This is a genomic window from Streptococcus sp. S784/96/1 (assembly GCF_902729355.1).
Classification (GTDB): domain Bacteria; phylum Bacillota; class Bacilli; order Lactobacillales; family Streptococcaceae; genus Streptococcus; species Streptococcus caledonicus.
On sequence record NZ_CACVCC010000002.1, the window covers coordinates 1 to 25,955 of the forward strand.

The 25,955-nt window shown below is 38.3% G+C and carries 22 protein-coding genes and 2 pseudogenes; 19 read left to right on the forward strand and 5 right to left on the reverse strand.

The window, feature by feature from the left end:
- The 13 genes from GZ996_RS00630 to GZ996_RS00690 all read left to right on the forward strand — a co-directional run.
- The coding region (locus GZ996_RS00630; protein WP_162011097.1) for a transposase at positions 1-302 on the forward strand (302 nt) is incomplete at its 5' end.
- Between the two features lie 99 nt (positions 303-401).
- Entirely contained in the window at positions 402-3,491 is a 3,090-nt protein-coding gene (locus GZ996_RS00635) for a DEAD/DEAH box helicase (RefSeq protein ID WP_162011098.1), read from the forward strand.
- Between the two features lie 376 nt (positions 3,492-3,867).
- Positions 3,868-4,476, forward strand: a complete 609-nt coding sequence (locus tag GZ996_RS00640) for a hypothetical protein (protein WP_161980600.1) — start codon at positions 3,868-3,870, stop codon at positions 4,474-4,476.
- Positions 4,477-4,583: 107 nt separating this feature from the next.
- The gene (gene murC, locus GZ996_RS00645; RefSeq protein WP_156807052.1) at positions 4,584-5,918 is read left to right on the forward strand and encodes a UDP-N-acetylmuramate--L-alanine ligase; all 1,335 of its coding nucleotides are present in this window, start codon (positions 4,584-4,586) and stop codon (positions 5,916-5,918) included.
- Between the two features lie 257 nt (positions 5,919-6,175).
- Complete coding sequence (locus GZ996_RS00650) at positions 6,176-6,676, forward strand: GNAT family N-acetyltransferase (protein WP_156807053.1); 501 nt, start codon at positions 6,176-6,178, stop codon at positions 6,674-6,676.
- Positions 6,677-6,831: 155 nt separating this feature from the next.
- Complete coding sequence (gene mltG / locus GZ996_RS00655) at positions 6,832-8,442, forward strand: endolytic transglycosylase MltG (protein WP_162011153.1); 1,611 nt, start codon at positions 6,832-6,834, stop codon at positions 8,440-8,442.
- Between the two features lie 29 nt (positions 8,443-8,471).
- Positions 8,472-8,954: a transcription elongation factor GreA gene (greA, locus tag GZ996_RS00660; protein WP_156807054.1), complete on the forward strand. Its 483-nt coding sequence runs from the start codon at positions 8,472-8,474 to the stop codon at positions 8,952-8,954.
- Between the two features lie 431 nt (positions 8,955-9,385).
- Positions 9,386-9,829, forward strand: a complete 444-nt coding sequence (locus tag GZ996_RS00665) for a CopY/TcrY family copper transport repressor (protein WP_162011099.1) — start codon at positions 9,386-9,388, stop codon at positions 9,827-9,829.
- Positions 9,822-12,050: a heavy metal translocating P-type ATPase gene (locus GZ996_RS00670; protein WP_162011100.1), complete on the forward strand. Its 2,229-nt coding sequence runs from the start codon at positions 9,822-9,824 to the stop codon at positions 12,048-12,050. Before GZ996_RS00665 ends, GZ996_RS00670 begins: the two co-directional genes overlap by 8 nt.
- A 40-nt stretch (positions 12,051-12,090) precedes the next feature.
- On the forward strand, positions 12,091-12,291 hold the full coding sequence (locus GZ996_RS00675) for a heavy-metal-associated domain-containing protein (RefSeq protein WP_156807057.1): 201 nt from the start codon (positions 12,091-12,093) through the stop codon (positions 12,289-12,291).
- A gap of 287 nt (positions 12,292-12,578) precedes the next feature.
- Positions 12,579-13,190 carry a trimeric intracellular cation channel family protein gene (locus GZ996_RS00680; protein WP_443255845.1) on the forward strand — a complete coding sequence of 204 codons (612 nt, stop codon included), beginning with the start codon at positions 12,579-12,581 and terminating at the stop codon, positions 13,188-13,190.
- A 227-nt stretch (positions 13,191-13,417) separates the two neighbouring features.
- On the forward strand, positions 13,418-14,233 hold the full coding sequence (locus GZ996_RS00685) for a Cof-type HAD-IIB family hydrolase (protein WP_156805866.1): 816 nt from the start codon (positions 13,418-13,420) through the stop codon (positions 14,231-14,233).
- 75 nt (positions 14,234-14,308) lie between these two features.
- Positions 14,309-15,154 (forward strand): DegV family protein, encoded by an 846-nt coding sequence (locus tag GZ996_RS00690; protein ID WP_162011101.1) that lies wholly within the window; start codon positions 14,309-14,311, stop codon positions 15,152-15,154.
- An 81-nt stretch (positions 15,155-15,235) separates the two neighbouring features.
- Here GZ996_RS00690 and GZ996_RS00695 read toward each other — a convergent pair.
- The 4 genes and pseudogenes from GZ996_RS00695 to GZ996_RS00710 form a co-directional block, all read right to left on the reverse strand.
- Positions 15,236-15,514: pseudogene (locus GZ996_RS00695) on the reverse strand (transposase); the annotation flags it as partial.
- Complete coding sequence (locus GZ996_RS00700) at positions 15,447-15,698, reverse strand: helix-turn-helix domain-containing protein (protein ID WP_162011102.1); 252 nt, start codon at positions 15,696-15,698, stop codon at positions 15,447-15,449. The pseudogene GZ996_RS00695 and the gene GZ996_RS00700, both read right to left, overlap by 68 nt.
- A 332-nt stretch (positions 15,699-16,030) precedes the next feature.
- A pseudogene (locus GZ996_RS00705) lies at positions 16,031-16,894 on the reverse strand (IS982 family transposase).
- Between the two features lie 673 nt (positions 16,895-17,567).
- Entirely contained in the window at positions 17,568-18,098 is a 531-nt protein-coding gene (locus GZ996_RS00710) for a hypothetical protein (protein WP_156805869.1), read from the reverse strand.
- 228 nt (positions 18,099-18,326) lie between these two features.
- On the opposite strand from GZ996_RS00710, the gene GZ996_RS00715 reads away from it, so the two are divergent.
- From GZ996_RS00715 to GZ996_RS00740, 6 genes are all read left to right on the forward strand, one after another.
- Complete coding sequence (locus tag GZ996_RS00715; RefSeq protein WP_238386371.1) at positions 18,327-18,707, forward strand: hypothetical protein; 381 nt, start codon at positions 18,327-18,329, stop codon at positions 18,705-18,707.
- A gap of 11 nt (positions 18,708-18,718) precedes the next feature.
- Positions 18,719-19,348, forward strand: coding sequence for a hypothetical protein (locus GZ996_RS00720; protein ID WP_162011103.1), 630 nt, complete (start codon positions 18,719-18,721; stop codon positions 19,346-19,348).
- Positions 19,349-20,123: 775 nt separating this feature from the next.
- On the forward strand, positions 20,124-21,038 hold the full coding sequence (glyQ, locus tag GZ996_RS00725; RefSeq protein ID WP_161981073.1) for a glycine--tRNA ligase subunit alpha: 915 nt from the start codon (positions 20,124-20,126) through the stop codon (positions 21,036-21,038).
- Positions 21,038-21,382, forward strand: a complete 345-nt coding sequence (locus GZ996_RS00730; RefSeq protein WP_161981072.1) for a hypothetical protein — start codon at positions 21,038-21,040, stop codon at positions 21,380-21,382. Before glyQ ends, GZ996_RS00730 begins: the two co-directional genes overlap by 1 nt.
- A 13-nt stretch (positions 21,383-21,395) precedes the next feature.
- Positions 21,396-23,432, forward strand: a complete 2,037-nt coding sequence (gene glyS, locus GZ996_RS00735) for a glycine--tRNA ligase subunit beta (RefSeq protein ID WP_162011104.1) — start codon at positions 21,396-21,398, stop codon at positions 23,430-23,432.
- Positions 23,433-23,910: 478 nt separating this feature from the next.
- A complete protein-coding gene (locus GZ996_RS00740; RefSeq protein WP_156805875.1) occupies positions 23,911-24,168 on the forward strand; it encodes a DUF896 family protein in 258 nt (85 codons plus the stop codon).
- 253 nt (positions 24,169-24,421) lie between these two features.
- Here GZ996_RS00740 and GZ996_RS00745 read toward each other — a convergent pair whose 3' ends face one another.
- On the reverse strand, positions 24,422-25,690 hold the full coding sequence (locus GZ996_RS00745; RefSeq protein WP_156805876.1) for a replication-associated recombination protein A: 1,269 nt from the start codon (positions 25,688-25,690) through the stop codon (positions 24,422-24,424).
- Between the last annotated feature and the right edge of the window lie 265 nt (positions 25,691-25,955).

The window sequence follows — 25,955 nt, forward strand, 5'->3', positions numbered from 1 at the left end:
AAGAAGGCTCTCGTATCTATGCCAAACGGAAAATCGATGTTGAACCCGTTTTTGGCAGATTAAAGAGTGTTTTTGGTGTGCGAAGAGTTCATGTAAGAGGCAATCAAGCTGTCCAAACGGAAGTTGGCTTCCTCTTTATGAGTATGAATCTCACAAAATTGGCCAAGAATCTAGGCTCAAAAACTTCAAATACTCAAAAACCACACAGCGATTCTTTCATCTTGATTGTTTTCGAGACGGAAATCACTGTGTGGTTTTATTTTGAAGCTAGTTTTTGCCCAGCCTCTTCTTTAGGTAGTTAATAATTTTACTAAGTGTTTTGACTGCAAATTGACACTTTTATCTCTGAAAAATAATTTTATTTTTGCTATAATGAAGGGATAATGTAAAGGCGGTATGATATGGCAAAATTAATTCCTGGACGGGTCAGAAATGCTGGGATTTCCCTTTATGAAGAGGGGAAGGTTACGTTTATTTCCGAAAATGCTAATCAGTTACTTTTGAAAGTAGATGCTGAAGAAGTGACTTTTACGGAAGATGATAGTCTAGTTCAGTGTACCTGTGATTTTTTTGTGAGCAAAGGCTATTGCGAACATATAGCGGCGGTTGAAGCGTTTCTAAAAAATGATGCCTATGGAAAAGATTTAGCAGCACAGCTTTTTTCAAAAGAAAAAGAGAAAGAAACTAAACAGGTTGAAACGTCTTTTGGCTCGTTATTTTTGGATGGGATTACAATGAATGAAGACGATAGGGTAAAATATCGTTTGTCTGCTGAGGGAGTAGAGGCTTTCTACACAAAGGAGATTCATTGGACATTGCGGCTTAATCGTCTCCCGGATGACAGAGCCTATGTGATTCGAGACATTGCGAGTTTTTTACAGTCAGTCAAAAAAGAATCATCTTACCAGATAGGAAAAGGTTATTTTGAACCACTTTCTTATCTTCAATTTGATGAGGAAAGTCAAAACTTAATTCATTTTTTATGGAAATTACTTCCTGATAGCGATCGTTCAATAAGTGACCGGTTATTTCCTAGTCAGGGACGCTATTTAAACCTGCCAGCTGGTTTTTTTGAAGAAGGGGTGGCATTACTCCAGTCCCTCTATGAGTTTACGGTGGAATTAAAGGGAGCTAATTTTAGCCATGTTTCTTTTGAAAGTCTAACGGCTGAAAGTGGTTTGTATCAGTTTGAGGTATTTGTTCATAGACAATTCTTGGAGTTAATTGTGGCCGAAAAACAGGTGCAAGTTCTTTTTAACTTTACCTATCTTTATTATAACGGTGTTTTTTACCGTTTAACGAGGCGTCAGCAAAAAATAGCACAAGCGTTAGCAAGTTTACCTATTAGTGCCGATTTAAAAAAACATTTAAATTTTAGCGTAGATGACCAAGCTAAATTAGCAGCTAGCCTTTTGGATTTTAAGACGTTAGGTTTTGTTAAGGCCCCTAAAGCTTTTGAAATACGGGATTTTGAGGTTCTTTTTTTCTTGGAAATGGCAGAGCGAGATAAGGTTTCCTTACAGATGACATTTGATTATGGTAATGTGAAGGTTTCTAATCGTGAGGACCTTAATCAGCTTCCCTTTACCAGTCACTTTAAAAAAGAAGAAAAAATTATTCGTGTACTTCGAGAAGAGGGCTTCCCGTTAGGATTTTCAAGCCACAAAACAATTGATACCCCAGAAGCCATATACCATTTCTTTAACCAGACCTTGCCTCGTTTAGAACGATTAGGGCAAGTCATGGTGTCAGAAGAATTATCGGAAAAAGGTGTTTCGTCTGTTCCTAGACTGATTATTGACAGTCAAGGAGGGCTGTTAGATATCTCGTTTGATTTTTCTGACGTTGAAGCAAGTGATGTTGACGATGCCATGCAGGCGCTCATTAACCAATCGGCTTATTTTGTCAGTAAAACTGGTAAATTGCTTATCTTTGATGATGAAACTAAGAAAATTAGTCAAGTGTTGCAAAATTTACGTCATCGAAAGGTAGAAAATGGTCACTTGCAACTGAACCAGGCTTCAGCCTTTCAAGTGATGGAGACTCTTAAAGATAATGAAACAGTTTCCTTCACGGAGAGTTTTGAGTCTTTAATCTATGATTTAAGACATCCAGAGATGTTTAAACTCCCTAAACTGGATGTAAAAGCTCAGGTTAGGGATTACCAGCAACTTGGGATCAAATGGTTATCAATGTTAGCGCACTATGGTTTTGGAGGTATCCTAGCTGATGATATGGGGTTGGGGAAAACACTTCAAACCATTGCTTTTCTGTCTAGCAGACTTTCTGATCAAGATAGGGTACTTATTTTAGCGCCATCTAGTCTTATTTATAACTGGAAAGATGAATTTTCTAAGTTTACTCCTGACCTAGATGTTGTGGTTTCCTATGGAGCAAAGTCCCAGAGAGACCAGTTAATTTCTGAAGGGCATCAGGTGATGGTAACCAGCTATGCTTCCTTCCGTCAAGATTTTGAGGAGTATCGTCAGGGTAGTTACACCTACTTAATTTTAGATGAAGCACAGGTGATGAAAAATAGCCAAACCAAAATTGCTCAGCATCTAAGAGAGTTTGAAGTACAGCACTGTTTTGCCTTATCAGGGACGCCAATAGAAAATCATCTATTGGAAATTTGGTCGATTTTTCAAATTGTTTTACCTGGATTGTTGCCAAGTAAAAAGGAATTTTTAAAATTGTCTGCCAAAGAAATTGCTCGGTTTATTAAACCCTTTATTCTTAGAAGGCGTAAAGAGGAAGTCTTGCCAGAGTTGCCTGAGTTAATTGAAATGACTTATTCCAATGAATTAACGGAGGAACAAAAAGCAGTTTATCTTGCCCAATTAAGGCAAATGCAGGAATCTGTTCGTGGAGCAACAGATGATCAGATCAATGGTCGCAAGATAGAGATTCTCTCAGGTATCACTAGGTTACGTCAGATTTGTGACACTCCAAAACTGTTTATGGACTATCTAGGTAACAGTGGTAAGTTAGAAAGCCTGCGTCAGCTTTTATTCCAAATCAAGGCTAATGGAAGGCGTGCACTTATTTTCTCACAATTTAGAGGGATGCTAGATTTGGTTGAAAATGAGCTGAATGATCTTGACATGACTGCTTATAAACTAACAGGTTCAACGCCAGCAAAGGAACGGCAAGATATGACTCGAGCGTTTAATAAGGGGGCAAAAGATGCCTTTCTTATCTCACTTAAGGCTGGTGGTGTCGGTCTTAATTTGACGGGTGCGGATACCGTTATTCTTGTTGATCTCTGGTGGAATCCTGCAGTGGAAATGCAGGCGATTGGTCGAGCTCACCGACTTGGACAAAAAGAAAATGTTGAAGTTTATCGACTCATAACAAAAGGAACAATAGAAGAAAAAATTCTGGAACTCCAAGAGAGTAAGAAGCACCTGGTGACTACAGTGCTTGATGGTAATGAAAGTCGTAGTAGCCTAAGTGTTGAGGAGATTAAGGAGATTTTAGGTATTCAATAATCAAAAGTAAGAGGTGAAAAACTGACTCACCTTTTTCTTTTTGATAAAATATTAATTTTAGTTTATAATAGGACTGTTGCTATTTGCAAGTTGACTATTATTTTTAAATTACATTTATTTTGATAGTTACTTAGTCTTTATTGCAATTGCACATCATCTAATGTCATGTGGTGAAGGGAGTTTTATTCTTTTTGTAAGTCTAGGTCTCCGTTCTCTCGAATTTTAAGATTAGTCTGAAACAGTTAAGTTTTACTGTGTTCATTAGATTTGACTACTCTTTATCTGGAGGCCTACCTGCTGAACTATTGGAGCGATGTGATGTTTTGCTATAGTATAACTTGGTTTTAGTAAGTGCCAGATGTAGAAAGGTAAGCTTGTGGACAATTTTGTGAAACGTTTTCCTCTTGTTGCGGATGACGAACCAGTCGTTGGTCCGTTGAGGCAAATGGCCTTGTATGATGAGGAAGATTTGATTACTAATATTCATGGTGATTATCAAGAAAAAGATTATCACGATGTCACTAAAGATTTCCAAGTTGTAAAGGATATGTCTTTACTTGAAAAAACAGCACCAGATCGCGCAGCAACGATTGCTGCTGGTAAATCCTATGCAACATTAGCTCGTCAAGAGGCTAAACGTGATGTTAAGCAAAAGAGACAAGCCTTTCTCGCAAAAGAGACTAAAAAAACTGTAAAAACAGCCGTTCATCATAGGGAGGTTAAGCAGTCTCCTACTGCAAAATTAGTGCAGATTAAGGAAGAACTTACGGGATTATCGCGTGCAGCAAGTAAGTTACAACAAGAACATTATATTTTAGCTGAAATAACACCAACTTATGTTCCCGGTCAAACAACTGATTTAGGGAGAACACGAAAAAATTCGTATGATTTTTTAAAGAAGAGTCAAATCTACAATTATGAAGAAAATCAAAACCGAAAAGAATACCAGGTGGCTCAAGAACTAAATTTAAGTCGCTTAGATTAATTATGAAAAAGTGTAAATGATTATAGAAAGGGTTATCTAGCTTACAAAGGTGAGTTAGATAGAGAACGATACGCAATACTTAAAAATCGTTCTTAATATGTTACATCATGACAACAAAAAATTATCATTTTATTGGAATCAAAGGTTCAGGAATGAGCGCTCTTGCACTAATGCTTCACCAAATGGGGCATAGAGTTCAAGGCTCAGATGTTGATAAATATTATTTTACTCAGCGTGAGTTAGAGCAAGCAGGTATTCCAATCTTGCCATTTTCAGCAGATAATATTACAGAAAATGTTGAATTGATTGCAGGGAATGCCTTTAAAGAGGGGAAAAATATTGAGGTTGATGCTGCGATTGATAAAGGCTTTTCATATAAGCGTTATCACGAGTTTCTTGGTGATTTTATGCGTCAATTTACGAGTATGGGAGTTGCCGGTGCACATGGTAAAACATCGACGACAGGGCTTTTGTCACACGTATTGAAGAATATTACGGATACCTCATATCTAATTGGTGATGGAACAGGACGAGGGTCAGACAAAGCACGTTATTTTGTTTTTGAATCTGATGAATATGAGAGACATTTCATGCCTTATCACCCAGAGTATTCGATTATTACAAATATTGATTTTGACCATCCTGACTATTTTACAAGCATTGATGATGTTTTTAATGCTTTCAATGATTACGCAAAACAAGTATCAAAAGGACTTTTTGTTTACGGTGAGGATACTTACCTGCGTCAATTAACGTCAAGTGCTCCTATTTATTATTATGGGTTTGAAGAGGGGAATGATTTTGTAGCTTACGATTTAGTACGTACGGTAAATGGTTCGGACTTTAAAGTTAAGTATGGTAATAAAGAATTGGGAACTTTCCATGTTCCAGCTTTTGGAAAACACAATGTTTTAAATGCGACAGCAGTCATTGCAAATCTCTATATTGCAGGATTTGAGATGTCTTTAGTGGCAGAACATCTTAGAACATTTTCTGGCGTGAAGCGTCGTTTTACTGAAAAAATTGTTAATGATCAAGTGATTATTGATGATTTTGCCCATCATCCAACTGAAATTATTGCAACACTAGATGCGGCACGTCAAAAATATCCTACGAAGGAAATTGTAGCTATTTTTCAACCTCATACCTTTACACGGACGATTGCACTTTTAGATGAGTTTGCTAGTGCTTTGAATGAGGCTGATGCTGTTTATTTGGCTCAAATTTATGGTTCAGCACGCGAAGTGGATAATGGAGATGTCAAAGTAGAGGACTTGGCTGTTAAAATCACTAAGCCCGCTGCTTTAGTGACTGTAGAAAATGTTTCGCCACTTCTCAATCATGATAATGCTGTCTATATTTTTATGGGGGCGGGAGATATCCAACTTTATGAACGTTCTTTTGAAGAATTGTTGTCTAATTTGAGTAAAAATAACCAATAAAGTATTTCTTTGTTAAAGCTCTCTATTTAAAGAAAACTTGAGATTATCCTGTTGGGGGTTCGAGATGTTTTTTTAATGCCAGTTTTATTAGTTTAAATATATTTTGCAATAATGATTAAGATGAAATTGAAGGGCAGGACATGGTTCTCGCCTTTTCGTATTAGGAGAAAGGATATCTTTGGTAGTAAAGTAAATTTGAGAAGTTAATTAAATGATGGTTTTAATGGGACTTTCTATCGAAGAGTGGTATGTAAGGCATGCTTATCAGATATGTTACTAGTGAGGACTGGGCGGCAATTTGTAAAATTGAAGCAGACAATTTTCCTAAGCAAGAGGCAGCGACACCTAATGACTTACGAAGACGTATTAACCAGTTGAGAGATACTTTTTTAGTGGTTGAAATTAGTGGTTGTGTTGCGGGATATATTGTAGGACAAGCTGTTTTTCAGCGCTACTTAAGTGATAATTTGTTTCATGAAGTTGAGAAAAATACTAATCAAGGTGGTTTTATTATCGTGACCAGTTTGGCTGTAGCTAAAGAGTCTCAAGGGCAAGGTATTGGAACTGCCTTGCTTGCTGCCTTAAAAGATGTAGCTGTGTCGCAAAAACGACAAGGAATTTCATTGACTTGCCATGATTACTTAATTGCTTATTATGAAGCGAATGGTTTTGTTGATGAGGGGGAATCTGCATCAGTACATGGTGGAGCATTTTGGTATAATTTGGTTTGGGAAAACCCTTATTTGGATAAATTATAGAATAATATTTGTTTTGTGACGTGAAAATGCCTGTGATAAGCCCTAAAGGGTTGATTCTAAGCGCTTTTTAGGATATAATGGCGAAGATAGTATGAGGAGGACTGGACTTGACCGATACAAATAAGGACAAGAATGTTCAAGAACATTTAGATGCCATGAGTTTTAAAGAAAAAATATTAGCAGACTTGGCAATAGCGACACAAGAACGTCAGCGTAAACGTGAAGAATGGCATCAGCAAGACCTAAGCATGGATAAAAATGCTAAGATTGATAAGGTTGTAGTAGGTGAAACTTTAGAAGTTGAATCGACAAAATTCGTTTCTAAGGGTATTCCCGAAAATGCTGAAGAATTAGAGCCAGGATCTCCTAAGGATAATGTTGAGAATAACATTTCTAAAGTGAATAGTGAGGCACATTCTGAAAGCTCTGCTCTTTTTCATGATCAGAAAGAGATTGTTGAAAATTCCTTAGAAGAAACGAAAGAGTTGCCAAATTTGAAAGAGTTTGGAAAGACTACTCTCCCAACTAATGATGAATTAGCGGTTTGGACAACTCAGCAAGTAGAATCAGTTAATAGGAACTTAGATAGTGACATTGAAAAAATAGGAGTAAAAGAAATGAGCCGAGAAAGTCGCAGAAAAGCAAATCGCCTTGCCGCTAAAATTTCGACTGTTTTTGTGAGTCTGTTAGTTTTAGTGATTTTATCAGGTGGTTTCTTTACATACCGATATGTGACTAGTGCTATCGGTCCTTTAGATAGTCAAGCAACGGATTATATTCAAGTGGAAATTCCATCTGGGTCTGGAAATAAGTTGATTGGTAATATCTTAAAAGAGCATGGTGTAATTAAAGATTCACGAGTGTTTAATTTTTATACTAAGTTTAAAAATTATAGCAATTTCCAAAGCGGATTTTATAATTTCCAAAAGAGTATGTCCTTAGATGATATTGCTAAGTATTTGCAACAAGGTGGAACTGCGGAGCCTCAAAAGCCAGTTTTAGGGAAAATCGCTATTCCTGAAGGGTATACTTTGAAGCAGATTGCGCAAGCTGTTGCTTTAAACGCGAATACTGAGGAAAAAGGAGATAACACGCCATACACTGCTGAAGAGTTCATGTCTACTGTACAGGATGAAGCTTTTATTGCTGAAATGGTTCAGAAATACCCAAAACTTCTAGGAAGCCTTCCAGAGGCTTCTGCGGTTAAATATCGTTTAGAGGGGTATCTTTTCCCAGCGACTTATGATTATTATGAAGGTACTACTATAAACGATATTATAGATCAGATGCTTGCTGCTATGGATACAAACTTGGCTCCTTATTATGAGAAAATTACAACTAATGGGATGACTGTGAATCAAGTGCTTAGTTTAGCATCTCTTGTTGAGAAAGAAGGAGCGACAGATGATGATCGTAAGATGATTGCCAGTGTCTTCTATAACCGTTGGAATATTGGGCAACCTCTCCAAAGTAATATTGCCATTCTTTATGCAATGGATAAGCTTGGAGAAAAAACAACCTTGGCAGAGGATGCTGCTATTGACACTAGCATCAATTCTCCTTATAATATTTATTTGAATACTGGTCTCATGCCTGGGCCAGTAGATAGTCCAGGATTATCTGCTTTGGTTGCAACAATTAATCCTGCGAATACAAAATACTATTATTTCGTGGCAGATGTCACAACAGGTGCTGTTTACTTTGCTGAGACTTATGAAGAACATTCAGCAAATGTCGAAAAATACGTTAACAGTAAACTACAATAACTAAAATAGAGATAAGAAAAGAGAAAAATATGGCTGAAAAAACTTACCCTATGACCCTTGCTGAGAAAGAGCAACTTGAAAAAGAATTAGAAGAGTTAAAACTAGTTCGTCGTCCAGAGGTTGTTGAACGCATTAAAATTGCACGTTCTTATGGTGACCTTTCAGAAAACTCTGAGTATGATGCTGCCAAAGATGAGCAAGCTTTCATAGAAGGACAAATTGTTACGATTGAGACTAAAATTCGCTATGCGGAAATCGTTGATAGTGATGCAATTGCCAAAGATGAAGTAGCTATCGGTAAGACAGTTATCGTTCAAGAAGTGGGAACCACTGATAAAGATACTTACCACATCGTTGGTGCGGCTGGTGCGGATATCTTTTCAGGTAAGATTTCTAATGAAAGTCCAATTGCACAAGCCCTTATTGGTAAGAAAAAAGGAGACTCTGCTACCATTGAATCGCCTGCGGGTAGTTATGAAGTGAAAATTATCAGTGTTGAAAAAACAGCATAATGAAAAGGAGGTTGGGATAAAATATCTCAATCTTCTCTTTTTGATAGCAATAACAGATTGACGCAGTGGTTGATTGGAAGTCTGCAATTGGACACTTTTTCATTTTAAAGTGTCCACCTAGAACATTCACTGGATGTTTTAGTACCACGCAATCGTTAGCACCTATCTTATACGACTGTGATGAACGTCGTTCATCATATTTCCCGAACCTTTGGAGTTGTGCGGAGGTGGGAGTGAAACTCCCCACTGGGCAGTTTCAGCCTGAGCTTAAAAATAAAATAGTGAGGGGAAGTTAAGTCTTCGAAATTATGATTTCTGTCCACTCTCTTTGATTTATTTATAAAGTTTACAAATGTAAACAAAAAACTTGCGTTTTTTAGAGACGATGCTAAAATTAATTTACAAACGTAAAGCAATGAAAGGGAGTTTTTATGTATCGTATTTCGGATTCTGAATGGGAAGTCATGCGTGTCATTTGGACAAAAGGACAGACGAGAAGTTCAGAGATTATTGCTACCTTGGCAGATAAGTTTTCTTGGTCAGATTCTACGATAAAAACATTACTGGGGCGTCTGGTTGATAAAGGCCTAGTATCAAGTCAAAGAGAGGGAAAGGCATTTATCTATCAAGCTAGGGTTTCTGAGAAACAAGCTTATCGCGATGAAATTGAAATGATTTTTAATCGGATCTGTGTGACGGAGCACAGAAGTCTTATTGATTACTTGGTTTCTAAAATGCCGATGACCTTGTCAGATATTGAGCAGTTAGAAGCTTTGCTATTGTTAAAAAAAGAAAATGCTGTGGAACGAGTGATTTGCGATTGTATACCAGGGCAATGTCGTTGTGTCCGTCATGGGGAGGTAAAGCATGGTTAAAGAAACATTTGTTATAGATGGGATGACTTGTGCCTCATGTGTTCTTAATGTTGAAAATGCCGTAAAAAAAATAGATGGTATTGAATCAGCAGTTGTTAATTTAACAACAGAGAAAATGTCTGTAGATTTTGACAGTGAAAAAGTTTCACCAGAGATGATTGCTGATGCAGTTGCAGACGCTGGATATGGAGCACATGTTTTTATTGAAGGGCAAGAAAAAAGTCAGGAGAATCGAGAGCAAGAGCATCTTTTAGGGATGAAGACGAGATTAATTTGGTCTGCAGTATTCACCGTTCCTTTACTTTATATTTCTATGGGGTCAATGGTTGGTCTGCCTTTACCAGAATGGCTGGCGCATGAAATCTCACCGATAATGTTTGCGCTCAGTCAGTTACTATTAACCTTGCCTGTTATGGTGATTAGCTGGAAATTTTATAGCAATGGTTTCAGGGCTCTCGCCAAAGGTCACCCTAATATGGATAGTCTTGTAGCAGTAGCTACTAGCGCAGCTTTTCTTTATAGCCTCTATAGTTCTTACCATGTTGTATCGGGTCACTATCATTTGACACATGAGCTGTATTATGAATCAGTTGCGGTAATTTTGACCTTGATTACATTAGGAAAATTCTTTGAAACCTTGTCAAAGGGAAAAACTTCTGAAGCTATAAAAAAATTAATGCACTTATCTGCTAAAGAAGCACGTGTACTTCGCGATGGAAAAGAACTAATACTTCCTATTGACCAAGTGATTTTGGGTGATCTGATTATTGTCCGTCCGGGTGAAAAAATTGCAGTGGATGGTAAAGTCATCACAGGTTCTTCCTCTGTAGATGAGTCAATGTTGACGGGAGAATCTATCCCAGTAGAAAAAGGACTTGATAGCAAGGTTTTTGGAGGTTCTATCAATCGTCAAGGTTCTCTTACTGTTGTTGCTGAAAAATTGGGAGGTGAGACCCTTCTTTCACAGATTATTAAATTAGTCGAGGACGCCCAGCAAACCAAAGCTCCTATTGCTAAAATTGCAGACCGTGTCTCAGGTGTTTTTGTTCCGATTGTTATGGCGATTGCAATTATTTCTGGTTTGGCTTGGTACCTTATTGGTGGTGAAAGTTTTACCTTTGCGATGACAGTTGCGGTAGCTGTTCTTGTGATTGCTTGCCCGTGTGCCTTGGGGCTAGCGACACCGACTGCTATCATGGTTGGAACAGGTTTGGCAGCTTCAAATGGTATTCTTTTTAAAACGGGTGACAGTCTTGAAATGGCCCATCAGGTAGATACGATTGTTTTTGATAAAACTGGAACCATTACACGAGGCAAGCCAGAGTTGGTTTCTCTTTATATTTATGACAATAGCAAAGCTATCCTGCAGCTTTTAGCCTCTCTAGAGAGTTTGTCAGAACATCCGATTAGCTCTGCCATTGTTCAAAAGGCAAAGCAGGAAAAGATAGAACTGCTAGAGGTAACACACTTTGAATCATTGGCAGGATTTGGTTTAAAAGGAATCGTTAATGGGTATGAACTTTTAGTGGGGAATCATTCACTCATGGAAAAACACTGTATTGACTTATCAAAAATGGAAGCCGATTTTAATCAGTTGATAAGTGAGGGACAAACCCCTGTTTTAGCAGCAATTGATGGTCAATTAGTCGGACTGATAGGGGTGGCCGATCAATTAAAAGAAGACAGTCAAAAAGCCATTAAAAGTCTGCAGAAAAATGGTTTAGAATTAATTATGTTGACTGGAGATCATGAGGTGACTGCGCAAACCATTGCTCAAAAAGCAGGAATTAATAAAGTCATCAGCCAAGTCTTGCCAGATCAAAAGGCACAAGTTATTGAAGATCTTCAATCTCAAGGTAAAAAAGTGGCCATGGTAGGAGATGGAATCAATGATGCCCCTGCATTAGCTCTAGCAGATATTGGTATTGCCATGGGTGCTGGGACTGATATTGCAATCGAATCTGCTGATGTGGTGCTGATGAAGCCTGACTTGATGGATGTGACGAAGGTTCTTAAGGTCAGTCAATCAACTTTAATAGCTATTAAAGAAAATCTCTTTTGGGCCTTTATTTATAATGTTTTAGCGATTCCGGTTGCTATGGGTGTATTACATCTATTTGGAGGTCCCCTTCTCAATCCCATGTTAGCAGGTCTTGCGATGAGCTTTAGTTCGGTTTCTGTGGTGGCAAATAGCCTCCGATTGAAATTAAAAAAACTCTAAAACCAGTCCATAATTGGTTATTAAATGAAAGGAAAATAACATGAAAACTTATCAAATCATTGGAATGAAATGCGATGGCTGTGTTAAAACAGTCACTGAAAAACTCTCAAAAGTTCCAGGGGTTAAATCAGTTCAAGTTGATCTTGAGAAAAAACAAGTAACAATAGAAGGGAAAACGTTAAAGTTTTTGCTCAAAGGTGCCTTAAAGGGAACTAAATTTGAACTTGGTGAAGAAGTTTAATATGTTGAAAAGTGGGAGAGATTTCTTTGAATGCGGAGTGTCTAAAGAAATTTCCTCCCCTATTTTTATGATATGATGTAACCCTTTTCTTTCTTAGAAAATCATGGTAAACTAAGAGAGCTAAAGAGGACATTACTATAATTTAGTATATGAAATGGTCAATATATTTTAGGCCTCTAAATAGGTAAACTCACTAGCAAATCAGTTATCAATTATTTTTTAGAAGGAATATAAAACGGTCTTATACAGAGCAGAAACTCTTATTTCAGACAGTTTTGGTAATATCATTGGACGGGACATTTTGGAATATTTTAAGTTTGATTGGAACGGTTGCTTTTGCTTTATCAGGTGCTATTGTGGCTATGGAGGAAGAGTTTGATATCTTAGGGATTTTTGTCCTAGGGTTTATGACAGCGTTTGGTGGTGGAACTATCCGAAATCTTCTGATAGGGCTCCCTATGTCGGCACTTTGGAGTCAAGGGATAAGTTTTAATGTGGCTTTTGTAGCCATACTTCTTCTCTTTTTGATGCCACATGTAGTAGCTCGTCATTGGGAACGTGCAGGGCTTTTAACAGATGCTATAGGCCTTGCGGCTTTTTCAATTCAGGGAGCAATTTATGCTGAGAATTTAGGTCAACCACTGAGTGCTGTGATTGTGGCAGCGGTGTTAACGGGAACAGGTGGTGGTGTTGTCCGTGATGTTTTAGCAGGGCGTAAACCGGGTGTTCTTCGTAGTGAGATTTATGCAGGATGGTCGATTTTAGTAGCGATATTAATCCATTATCGTATTATTCACAGTGAATTTGCTTATTACTTTTTAGTTGTTGTGATTACTAGCTTGAGAGTTTATGGGGTTAAGCATAATTGGCATTTACCAAAGGCTAAGTGGTCGAAATAGTTTGATATCATTTAGTCCTGATGACTAGCTGTTAAAAAGGTTTCTTATTGTTCCAAAGGGATAAAAAGGTTACTTAATGCTTACTTGTGACAACGGTAATATTTCTCCTTTACCGTTATCTATTCTATGCTATAATAGAATGGAAAGGGAGTAACTTTGAAATGTGATTAAAATAGGAGTTGGGCCTGGTTGCTTGAATTTGTAAAGGAAAGTTCGAAGGATAGAATATGATTAAACTTATTGCAATTGATATGGATGGTACTCTTCTTGACCATAATAAAAAGATTCCTGAAGATAACATTATTGCGATTCGAAAGGCAGCAGAAGCAGGTATAAAGGTTGTTATTTGCACAGGTCGTATGCAGTCTGGTGTCATTCCATATTTTGAACAATTGGATTTTGCAGGTCATGATGAATATGCGATTTTAAACAATGGTTGTTCGGTTCACCATACTTCTGACTGGAGTTTACACTCGTATTCAGAGCTTCTGCGTGAGGATGTGGCTCTTTTGGCAAAAGCTAGTGCAGATTACCCAGGTGTTTATTTAACTTTTGCAGATCAGATTAATTACACGGTTTTGGAAAATGTTGTTCCAGATCTTGTTGCTTACGATGCAGGATTAGTTTTTACGGAAGCAAAACCTGTCAATTTAGGAACTGTTTTTGACAATAGACCAATTTTTCAAGCGATGTATCTTGCTGAAAAGTCTGTTTTGGATATTTTTCAGGCTGAGCAAGCAGAACTTTTATCGAAAACATTTAGTACGGTGCGTAGCCAATCCTATATTTTTGAAGCAATGCCTAAAGGAGTTACGAAGGCAAGTGCACTGGCGAAATTATCTGCGGATCTTGGTTATTCTCCTGAGGAAGTAATGGCGATAGGAGATGCAGATAATGATTTGGAAATGCTAGCTTTTGCGGGAGTTAGTGTTGCTATGGGGAATGCTACTGAAACGGTTAAATCAATAGCAAAATATGAAACGAGTAGCTGTGATGAAGCGGGAGTAGCACGAGCGATTGAAACCTATGCTTTGAAGAAGTAATACTGGTAAAAATTTTGAAACTGTGCTATAATTAGCATAGTTTGATAATTGAAATACATTCCTTGGAGGAAAATGATGATGTGGAAGATTGTAGCTGATTCTGGCTGTAACTTTAGAGAATTAGAGAATCTTGCTAACGGAACAGAATTTGTATCTGTTCCTTTAACAATTCAAATAGGATCTGAAGTCTATGTAGATGATAGCGGGCTTGATATTGACCAAATGATGGCTAATATGTATGCGTCATCAGCACCTGCAAGTTCAGCTTGTCCAAGTCCAGATGCCTATGCAAGAGCTTTTGAGGGAGCACAAAATATTCTAGTTTTTACAATTACAGGTGGCTTATCAGGGAGCTATAATAGTGCTCGAGTAGCCAAGGAAATGTTGCTTGAAGAGTATCCAAATGTTAATATCCATATTGTGGATACTTTATCAGCAGGAGGTGAAATTGATCTCTTGGTCCTTCATGCTAAAAGTCTCATTGAAAAAGGTCTTGGATTTGAAGATGTCGTTTTAGGAATGAAAGCCTATCGGGCTAAAACGAAATTGATATTCGCTCTTGCTAAAGTTGATAATTTAGTAAAAAATGGACGATTAAGTAAATTGTTAGGAAAAGTTGTTGGCTTACTCAATATCCGTATGGTTGGTGAAGCTAGCGACGAAGGGAAATTAGAGCTTCTTCAGAAACCTCGTGGACAGAAAAGAGCGGTTGTTGCCTTAGTTGAAGAAATGCTAAAAGCGGGTTATCAAGGTGGAAAAGCGATTATTGCCCATCATAACAATGATAAAATTTGCCAGCAAATTAGAGAGGCGATTCATGCTAAGTTCCCAGGCGCAGACATTCAAGATGTTCCAACATCAGGACTTTGTTCATTCTATGCTGAAGAAGGTGGTCTTCTGATGGGATATGAAATTGCTTAATGATTATAAATATTTTATACACAAAAAGTATAACGTCATTGAACTGTTCCCCCGTCAAGTGGACAATGAAATAATAAAAGATTAAGCAACGGCCTTGTCCCTCAATTCAAGAGGGGCAAGGCCGTTGTGCTTCTCTTGAAATCGTTCGTTATTGTAAAAATCGATATAGTCATCAATATCATAAACTAATTCCTCAAATGTCTTGTAGGTCTTCAAATCATAACATTCCGTCTTAAAGTGACCAAAGAAACTCTCAATTGGCGCATTGTCAATGCATTTACCAACTCGTTACCTAGAGTGTGGCATCTGATATTGGGGCGTTACCATCCAGTATTCCCGTGAAGTGTATTGACTTCCTCGTCCAAGTAGTACTTTCTCTTAGTCCTGCTATACCTAGCTGTTGGTATTTACGAACCCAAGTCCTAATGGTGGTATCACTAACGCCATATTCCCTTATTAAGCTTGAAATGGATTTCCCTTTTTCTAGATACAAGTTAACAATCTCTAGTTTTTCTTCTACTGATTTTGGAATTCTTTTTGACATACGAAAACTCCCCTTTTAGTTTCTAGTGAATTTTTGTTTTTTCACTGTCCACTATAAGGGGAGTATATCACATGTTGAAGAGTGACCTTATGCTTTTTTACTATGGATATAGCGATTCTATACTTGTCAAAAGTCAAAATGATTTTCCTAAAAAAGTTTGAGAGCCTTCTTGGGAGTTTTATTTCATCTTGACAGGTCTAAGTTTACTCGCTTTCTCATTTTTAAGCTCAGTCTGAAAGTATCTTTATGGCCCATAAAATTACAAAAAATACCAGTAATAATACATTGTGAAACAACCATAAGGTGATAGAAGTAATACTTAACCCGTGGTGCTAGTTAATAAAATATCTCAAATGATAAGCCAGTATGATTTGTTCGATTCTCAATTGTAGTCCCCTAATGCTTCTCGTTAATGTGTGTTCAATATTAAATAGCGCACAAAGTTCAGAAAAGCGAGTTTCGATCGTTCTTCTCATGACAAGTAACTGCCAGTGATTATGCTGTTCTGCACCAACCATGTTTTGACGTAAAGGTGTCCATATGTGATAGCATTTCTGTTCTAAGCTATCTTTTAGCTCTTGACTGAGATAGCCTAAATCGGCAAGAACTACAGATTGCCTACAGTCTTCTAGGAGTTCATCAACGACTTTAATGTCGTGAACAGAGTCTGGTGCCACAACATAGTTGAGAATAAACCCCGATAAAGTGACCAACATATGGACTTTAAAACCATAGACCAAAGGTTTTTAGCGGCTTATACCCAATATCAGCGAAATCATTGAAAATCTTGGCTCTATGATTGCGAATAGGCTGGCAAAGCGGCAAGGGAAAACTGTCCATAATCACAATAGTATCTGGCGAGATTGCCCCACTCAAGGCATGTCGAATGAGTTGAACCAACCAAATCAATTGTTTTGTTCGTCTGTTAAATCGGCTTCTTTCTAGTAAGTTGCCACCAAAGAAAAATTGACAAATTCACTAGATAAAAAATGGCGTTGAGAGGTAATGCCTAACTCAGCTTGAAGTAGTAATAAAACAAGAAGAGACTCATCTGAAACTTTGGCTAAAACGATATTGCGACGATGTTTCAACGAATCGGGGCAGTAAGTACGATAAAATTGGGAACTGATTTGGGATAATTGTTTGATATTCCATTGGAAATGATGGGATTTAGCGGTATACTGTAAGTGGCTCATTAGGACTACCTCCTGTTTGTTTTGTCACTTACAGTATAGTCCTTTTGGTTTTTTTATTGTCGTTGAAAATCAACTAGCACCACGGGTAATACTTAACAAAAATCAAAAATTACTTTTTGTTCCGTTCTTAAGAGTGCGGACAATCAAAAGGGGTCTTTTTCGAAGTGGGAAATAAAGTTGACAAAGTCTGCCTCAAAATCTCCTACGGTGATCTCGTTGCTAGATTTGAGCCTGTTTATCGCAGTAGATGCTTGGTTCTACATGTTGACTCCTTGATATTGTCCAACCTAATCATCCCCTTTTGGTGGAATTACTACGACATTGATTTTCAATTTCGGTAGTGCTCCTAAAAGCTGTTCTTAACAAGCGTAAACTCTGAACTCTCTCATTTCTAAGGTAACTCTCCTGTTTCTCAGTGATAGGATTTGACAGTCCTTCCCTAGATAATCAAATTCCATCCGTTCCACCGATAAGAATATCACTATGGTGAAAGAAACGTCTTTTAGTTTATATGTTCGTAAACTTTTATTTTTAACTAAACTGCTAATTTTGATTCTGAATGAGTATAAATTGTAATGGGGGTAAAGGGGGTATTATTTTCAAACTAAACGATAATAAAAACCTTCAGACTTGTAATAGACTATCTTATTACAAGTCTGAAGGTTATTTTTGGTTATTGTTGAGAGACTGCAAGTGTTGTTTGTTCACTATAGGTAGATTGAATGGCTGTAGATACAACATCAAGTCGTTGTTGGAGCTCCGCTTTTTTTTCCGCAGACGTTAACAGATTAATAGCAGCCTGTGCAACTTCGACATTATAAAGGATGCGATATCCTTCAGCATTTACGACAGCCGTTTCAGCTGCTGTTTGGTTAGCCAATTCGGTACTTGCCGTATCAAGCCGCTTTTGAAGCTCGTCTTTCTTAGTTTGATCTGCTATATTTGCAACTTGATCTTGAAGTGCCACTAATTTTTCGTTGCTTGGTGTATTTTCTAAATCGGAGAGAGCGTTCTCTAACTCCATTAATTGTTTCTCTTCGGGTGATAATTCTTCCTCAGTCGTTGAAATTTCACGACTATTAGCTGTTTGGGTGCTTGCTTGATAAGCCCCAAAATTTCGGCCAAATACTAGGTATAAAGCAGCCAATGCTGATAGGACAATAACGCTGAGAAAAAGATAAAAATATTCGCTTTTTGATTTCATAGAACTTCCTTACTAAAAATTACAAAATAATACAGTATATATTATAAAGGAAATGTTACAAATTTCAACAGATTTTACAAAAAAGTTGAGAAAAAAGTAGTTTTTAGAAAAATATTAGACAGAGAGTAGGTTTGGGGAAAATAGGTTAGTTAAAAGATTATAGGGCGGAGGAGTATTATGTTCTTCCGATGCTGGTAAATTATACTATTGTACATTAAGGAGAATGAAGTGAAGGTAACAAGATGCTTGAGATATGTCATTTTGAGTGTGATTGGGGTATGTATTCTTACAGCCTGCGGAGCTAAAAATGATAATGGTACCTATGTCTATCAAGTAGATGCTCCGCACGTTAATGGAAGATATGATGAAGGTGAAGCAACTTGGGAAGTTACTACTGAGATTGATGGTGAAACAGGTTCGTTAACTTTTGAGACTTTGTCAGATGATGGTAACGATAAAGATAGTCAAAAGTTAACAGTTGATCAAGATAGGAAAACATTAACAGCTGAAAATGATGGCTCAACAGTGGATTATACCATTGAAGGGAATGTGTTAACATTGGATACGGATGATTCAAGATTGGAACAGGCGGAGTTTGTGAAAGAATAGTAGGTGATGGAGTGACTTTTAGAAAAACAGCAGATGAGTATATTAAACAACCAGTAGGTACACTTAGTCCATATAAAGAAGGGACCTATATTGATAGTGAAAATAATGTATATATTCAAGAAGGATTGCAATATATCAAAATTGGCTATGATGTACCTTTACTTGATACCTATGTACAGCATATCCCTATGGTAAGTGTCGGAGTATTGCTAGCTAATGCCTTTGCTCCGAAAAGAAGAGCGGGCGAAAGTCGAGGACTTGTTGAAGTAATTATCGGTTTTCTATTGGCGTTGTATTTTTTACTTTGGTATAATCTTTTAGCTTGGGTAGGATATAGAATATTAAGTTTATTTCCCACCTCTCTAATATCATTAACAGAAAAGAAAAAGTGGATTCGTTTATTTTTACCATTTACTTGGTTTGTTGATTTTCCTAATAAAAATCAAGTAGCTGTCGCAGCTGGTTCAATAATGCTAATCCCTTATGCGCTTTTTGCTATTCCATTAATGGCGTTAGCTAGTTACGATGCTCCTGAGTTGATGCCCGTTGCAATTATTGTGATATTGTTTGCGTTACTATCAGGATTTTATCTATTTGTTAATGTGCGTATTAATAAAAAGAATTTAGTTGACAAGCTGTAGTTCTAGAAGTCGAATCATTCCCATTGTTCTTTCTCCCAGTCCTATTAAGCGATTGGAAGACTATAAAAATAAAAATAACCACATGATATTAACGTTTTAGCTTATCAACTTATAGAAGAACATCCGTTTTTCAACATTATCGCCACAAAGTTTTGGCGTTTTCAGATATAAAGGTAATTGAAATTGTAGGTGTAAGGACAGTTGTATCGCGCATAATATGGGTTATTTGATTGTATTTTCAAAAAATTGACTTTTCTATCCTAAAATCACTCATTGAAATTAGCAACTACGGGAATGATTCGAAGTCTGCTAATATTAGACAACCTCTTTATTTTCTGCTATAATAATGCCTAAGAAAGAAGGTTATTCTGATTGTTTCTTTAGCGAGTTCGGGGTGGTGGAAGCCGAGTAGAGGCAAGGAGTAATTGGCGCTTTCGCTTGACGTGTCAAGTTAACAACAAAATAAATGAAGTAATAAATTAGGGTGGAACCGCGTTTTCAACGCCCCTATGTCAGATGGCATGGGAGTGGGGAGCGTGGTTCTTTTTCATATCCTAAAGCTAGTCATAAAATAATTCAAATAATTGGAGGAATTCAATGAATAAAAAAACTTACTTTCCACCTAGCCAAAGTTGCTAATAAATCTAAAGGTTTAAGCAACTAACGGCAATCGTTATAACGATTTGCCTAGGCTATGCACTTGTTTCAGTTTCAAAAAATATCGTTTTGAAACTGAAACATCGCAAAATACACTTACCAAGAAAGAGAGCAAATGATGTCTAAAAAATTAACTTTCCAAGAGATTATTCTCACACTACAACAATACTGGAATGACCAAGGCTGTATGTTGATGCAGGCTTACGATAATGAAAAAGGTGCAGGAACGATGTCACCTTATACGTTCCTTCGTGCCATTGGTCCTGAGCCTTGGAATGCGGCTTATGTGGAGCCAAGTCGTCGTCCAGCGGATGGACGTTATGGTGAGAACCCAAACCGTTTGTACCAACACCACCAATTCCAAGTGGTCATGAAACCATCACCATCAAACATTCAAGAGCTTTACCTTGAGTCATTGGAAAAATTAGGAATCAACCCGTTAGAACACGATATTCGTTTCGTTGAAGATAACTGGGAAAACCCATCAACAGGTTCAGCTGGTCTTGGTTGGGAAGTATGGCTTGATGGGATGGAAATCACTCAGTTCACTTACTTCCAACAAGTCGGTGGTTTGGCAACAAGCCCTGTAACTGCTGAGGTAACTTATGGTCTAGAACGTTTGGCGTCATACATTCAGGAAGTGGATTCGGTTTATGACATTGAGTGGGCACCAGGGGTTAAGTACGGTGAAATCTTCTTGCAACCAGAGTTTGAGCACTCAAAATACAGCTTTGAGATTTCAAACCAAGACATGCTTCTTGAGAACTTTGAGAAATTTGAAAAAGAAGCTGCGCGTGCCTTGGAAGAAGGACTGGTGCACCCAGCCTATGACTACGTGCTTAAATGTTCGCACACCTTCAACTTGCTTGATGCGCGTGGTGCCGTTTCTGTAACAGAACGTGCAGGCTACATTGCCCGCATCCGTAACCTCGCTCGTGTTGTTGCTAAAACCTTTGTCGCAGAACGTAAAAAACTCGGCTTCCCGCTTTTAGACGAAGAAACACGATTGGAATTGTTAAAAGGAGAGGAATAATGGCAGAAATAAATACCTGCTCAACTTCAATTTGTGTCATAAAAATCGAATTAAATACTCCTTATAAACAAGAATTTGATAACTCAGAAATACAATATGATATTTTAAATTGGTTGATAGAAAATGTTTCACAGTGCATAGGTGATAATGAAAATCTTTTAGATTATTGTGAGCTTGACGAAACAAATGAATGTTGTTTGAATTATGTTAAATTAGATATAGATAATCAAAAAATTCAACAACTTGAGAGAGAACTTGAGATGAAAGATTTTATTAACTGTAAGCCAATTACTATAAAACAAAAACGACATTACAATGTTAAGAGTGTGACAATAGAAACCTAGCAGGAGAAAAAATATGACAAAAAATTTATTAATTGAACTTGGCTTGGAAGAACTTCCAGCCTACGTTGTAACCCCAAGTGAAAAACAATTAGGTGAAAAAATGGCAGATTTTTTAAAGGAAAATCGTTTGAGTTTTGATGCCATTGAAACCTTTTCAACGCCACGCCGCTTGGCAGTGCGTGTACTTGGTTTAGCAGATGCGCAGACAGATTTGACAGAGGATTTCAAAGGTCCTGCCAAGAAAATCGCCGTGGATAGCAATGGGAATTTCACCAAGGCAGCAGAAGGGTTTGTCCGCGGAAAAGGTTTGACAACAGCAGATATCCGCTTTGAGGAAATCAAAGGTGAAGAGTATGTCTATGTGACCAAAAATGAAGCAGGAAAACCTGCCAAGGAAGTTCTTGCAGGGGTGCCTAAGGTGCTTGCTAGTTTGACGTTCCCAGTCAGCATGCACTGGGCTAAGAATAGTTTTGAATACATTCGTCCTGTCCACACCTTGACAGTTCTCTTGGATGATGAGGCACTCGAGCTTGACTTCTTGGATATCCATTCTGGACGCGTCAGCCGTGGACACCGTTTCTTGGGGCAAGAAACTGAGATTGCCTCAGCAGATTCTTACGAAGCTGATTTGCGCAGTCAATTTGTCATCGCAGATGCTAAAGAGCGCGAAGACATGATTGTAGGGCAAATTAAGGCGATTGAAACGGAACAAAATGTTCAGGTGGAGATTGACGAAGACTTGTTGAATGAGGTCTTGAACCTTGTCGAGTACCCAACTGCCTTCATGGGTAGCTTCGATGCCAAATACCTCGATGTTCCAGAGGAAGTTTTGGTCACTTCAATGAAGAACCACCAACGTTATTTTGTTGTGCGTGATCAGGCTGGAAAACTCATGCCAAACTTCATTTCGGTGCGTAATGGTAACGCTGAGCACATTAAAAATGTGGTTAAAGGAAATGAAAAAGTGCTTGTGGCACGTTTGGAAGATGGGGAATTCTTCTGGCGTGAGGACCAAAAACTCAACATTGCTGACCTTGTGGCAAAATTGGCAAACGTGACCTTCCATGAAAAAATTGGTTCGCTTGCAGAGCACATGAACCGTGCCCAAGTCATTGCCGCGTCACTTGCCAAACAAGCTGGTCTGTCAGCAGAAGAAACAGCTGCGGTTGACCGTGCGAGCCAAATCTACAAGTTTGACCTCTTGACAAGTATGGTTGGTGAATTTGACGAACTTCAAGGGATTATGGGTGAGAAATACGCCCTTCTTGCAGGTGAGGACAAGGCTGTTGCGGCAGCGATTCGTGAGCACTACTTGCCAAATTCAGCCGAGGGTGAGCTTCCTAAGACAAAAGTTGGTGCGGTGCTTTCCTTGGCTGACAAGCTAGACACCCTCTTGTCATTCTTCTCAGTAGGGCTCATTCCGAGTGGTTCTAATGACCCGTATGCCCTTCGCCGTGCGACTCAAGGGATTGTCCGTATTTTGGATGCCTTTGGTTGGACTATTCCAATGGATGAGCTGGTTGACAGCCTTTACGCCCTATCGTTTGATAGCTTGACCTATGACAACAAAGCTGAGGTTATCAGCTTTATCAAGGCGCGTGTGGACAAGATGATGGGCAAAACGCTAAAAGATATCAAGGAAGCGGTACTAGCTGGTTCTACTTTCGTTGTTCCCGAAATGTTGGCAGCGGCAGAAGCCCTTGTGGCAGCTAGTCAAACGGATGGTTACAAAGCAGCAGTTGAGTCCCTCTCTCGTGTCTTTAATTTGGCGGAAAAAGCTAGCGCAGGTGTAAGTGTGACAGCAGAACTATTTGAAAATGATTCTGAAAAAGCTTTGGCAGAGGCGAGTGTTAACTTGACATTGACAGGTAGCTCCTTTGAGAAATTGAATAAGCTCTTCGCCCTAAGCCCTGTTATTGATGCTTTTTTTGATAACACAATGGTTATGGTAGACGATGAAGCGTTGAAAAATAACCGCCTTGCCCTCTTGGATAGCCTTGTTGCCAAAGCAAGTTCTGTTGCCGCCTTTAACCGATTGAATACCAAGTAAGGCATAAGATAGAAGTTTTCTATGATTTAAGAAATTTTCTAGTTTCTTATATTCTTATCCCTTTAGAGATTTTTGCTCTTATTCTTGCCCTCTTTTTAATCTTTCGTTGGGTGCGTAAAACCTGTAAGCGAGAGAAAGGACAAGCTAGACCAGCGGTGAGGCGCAAAAATTCAAGAAAAATTGTACACACGAAACAATCGGCTATTTTTCGAGGATTTTACCTTTTAAAAATTCTCGTGTTAATATTTATTCTTATTCAGTAGATGGTAAGTACTATGAAGTTTATGACGTTATTATCTATCGTATAGGAAAAGTCTATAAACTAAGTCCAATCCCTACTGAATACGAAATGAAATCTAAGTTACCAGACCTTAAAAGGGTTCGAAAATGTTATAACCCATTGAATCCGCAAGAAGCTTATTTACCAGATAATGAAGGAAAATGGATACTATCGTAGGTATAAAAGAAAGGAGTAAGCATGGAACAAGCAAAAATTGACCGAATCAATGAGCTAGCTCGCAAGAAAAAATCAGTTGGTTTAACCGCTGATGAAAAAGTGGAGCAGGCGAAACTTCGTGAAGAATATATTGAAGGGTATCGTCGTGCTGTCCGTCACCACATTGCAGGCATTAAAGTTGTTGACGAAGAAGGGAATGATGTGACACCTGAAAAATTACGTCAACTCCAACGTGAGAAAGGCCTTCACGGTCGCTCACTAGATGACCCAAATTCATAATAAAAAGAGAGTGGGACAAAAATCGTTAAATCGTCAAAAAAGACGATTTCGATTTTGTCGTCCCACCTCCGCACAGTTGATTAGGATGGCCGCTAACGATTGCGTAGTACTAAAATAGTCCAGTGGACTATTTTAGGTGGACACTTGAAAATGAAAGAAGGGTCCAGTTACAGACCTCCAATCAACCACTGCGCCAATCTGTTATTGCTATCAAAAAGAGAAGGTTGAGATATTTTTGTCTCAACCTCTTCATTTATCGTGACAATTTATCAATTCTGTCTTTATTAACTCCTAAAGCACGTTCGTATTTTCCAGTATCGTTGGCTTGGAAATAGTTAGCTCCTAATAGTTTATCTGGCAGATACTGTTGTTTCACCCATTTTTCAGGATAGGCATGTGGGTAGAGATAATCCACAGCATTTCCCAATTCTTTACTGCCAGAATAGTGCCCATCTCGGAGATGTCTTGGAATTGGGAGGCTACCTGATTTTCTCAAATCAGATAAGGCAGCATCCATGGCAGCATAGGCTGAGTTGGACTTAGGTGATAGGGCTAAATCAATGACTACATTGGCGATGAGGATGCGAGCTTCAGGGAATCCGATTTTTTGAGCTGCTTCTAAAGCGGTTACGGTATGCATTTGTGCTTCAGGGTTGGCAAGGCCGATATCTTCGTAGGCAATAACAGTTAGCCGCCTGGCTAGGCTTGGTAAATCTCCAGCTTCAATGAGCCGAGCTGCATAGTGTAGCGCAGCATTGACATCCGACCCACGGATGGATTTTTGCAGGGCAGATAAGACGTCATAATGCCCATCTCCGTTTTTATCCATGGTAATATAGCTTCGTTGTAAACTATTTTCAACAGTGTCTAAGCTAATATGGCGACTACCATCTTCATTTTCTTGAGTGGACATCACCGCTAAATCAAGTGAATTATAAGCAGAACGAAGGTCCCCGTTGGTAGCTGTAGCGATAAAATCTAGAGCATCTTCGTCAAGGTTAATGTCAAAGGCAAAGCCTCTTTCCTTGTCTGAAATAGCACACTGGATTGCTACCTTAATGTCATCGTTAGACAATGGTTCAAGCTCAAAAATTTGTACTCGCGAGCGAATGGCAGGAGTGACGGAGAAAAAGGGATTTTCTGTCGTTGCCCCAATCATAATGATATTGCCATTTTCTAACAGCGGTAATAGAAAATCTTGCTTGGTTTTATCTAGTCTGTGAATCTCATCGAGCAGAAGAACGAGACCGCCAGAGAATTTAGCTTCCTCGGCGATTTCTTGGAGACGTTTTTTGCTATCAACCGTTGCATTAAACGTTCGAAAAGCCCATTTAGTTGTTCCTGCGATTGCAGAAGCAATGGATGTCTTACCGATACCGGGAGGGCCGTATAGAATCATCGAAGACAACATATTAGCGTCAACCATGCGACGAATAATTTTACCTTCCCCGACCAAATGCTGTTGCCCAATGACTTCTGAAATATTTCGTGGTCGCATCCGTAATGCTAAATTATCAGGCACAATTTCCTCCTAATCTAGTTTTATAGTGGATTGAATAATAGGCCAAAGCTACTTAATGATGTCCTAACCTTTATTCAATCCACTATAATTGTTGTGTTATAGTTCTCTTAATTATATCAAAAAGAGGGTGGAGAAAAGTATCCCTGCCTCTTAAATTTTAACGTAGGCTTACTTTGATGCAGTGGTTGATTGGGACGCTTCTTTAGTTATAAGTGTTCACCTAGATAGTCCACTAGACAGTTTCAACCTTAGTTTGGAAATAAGA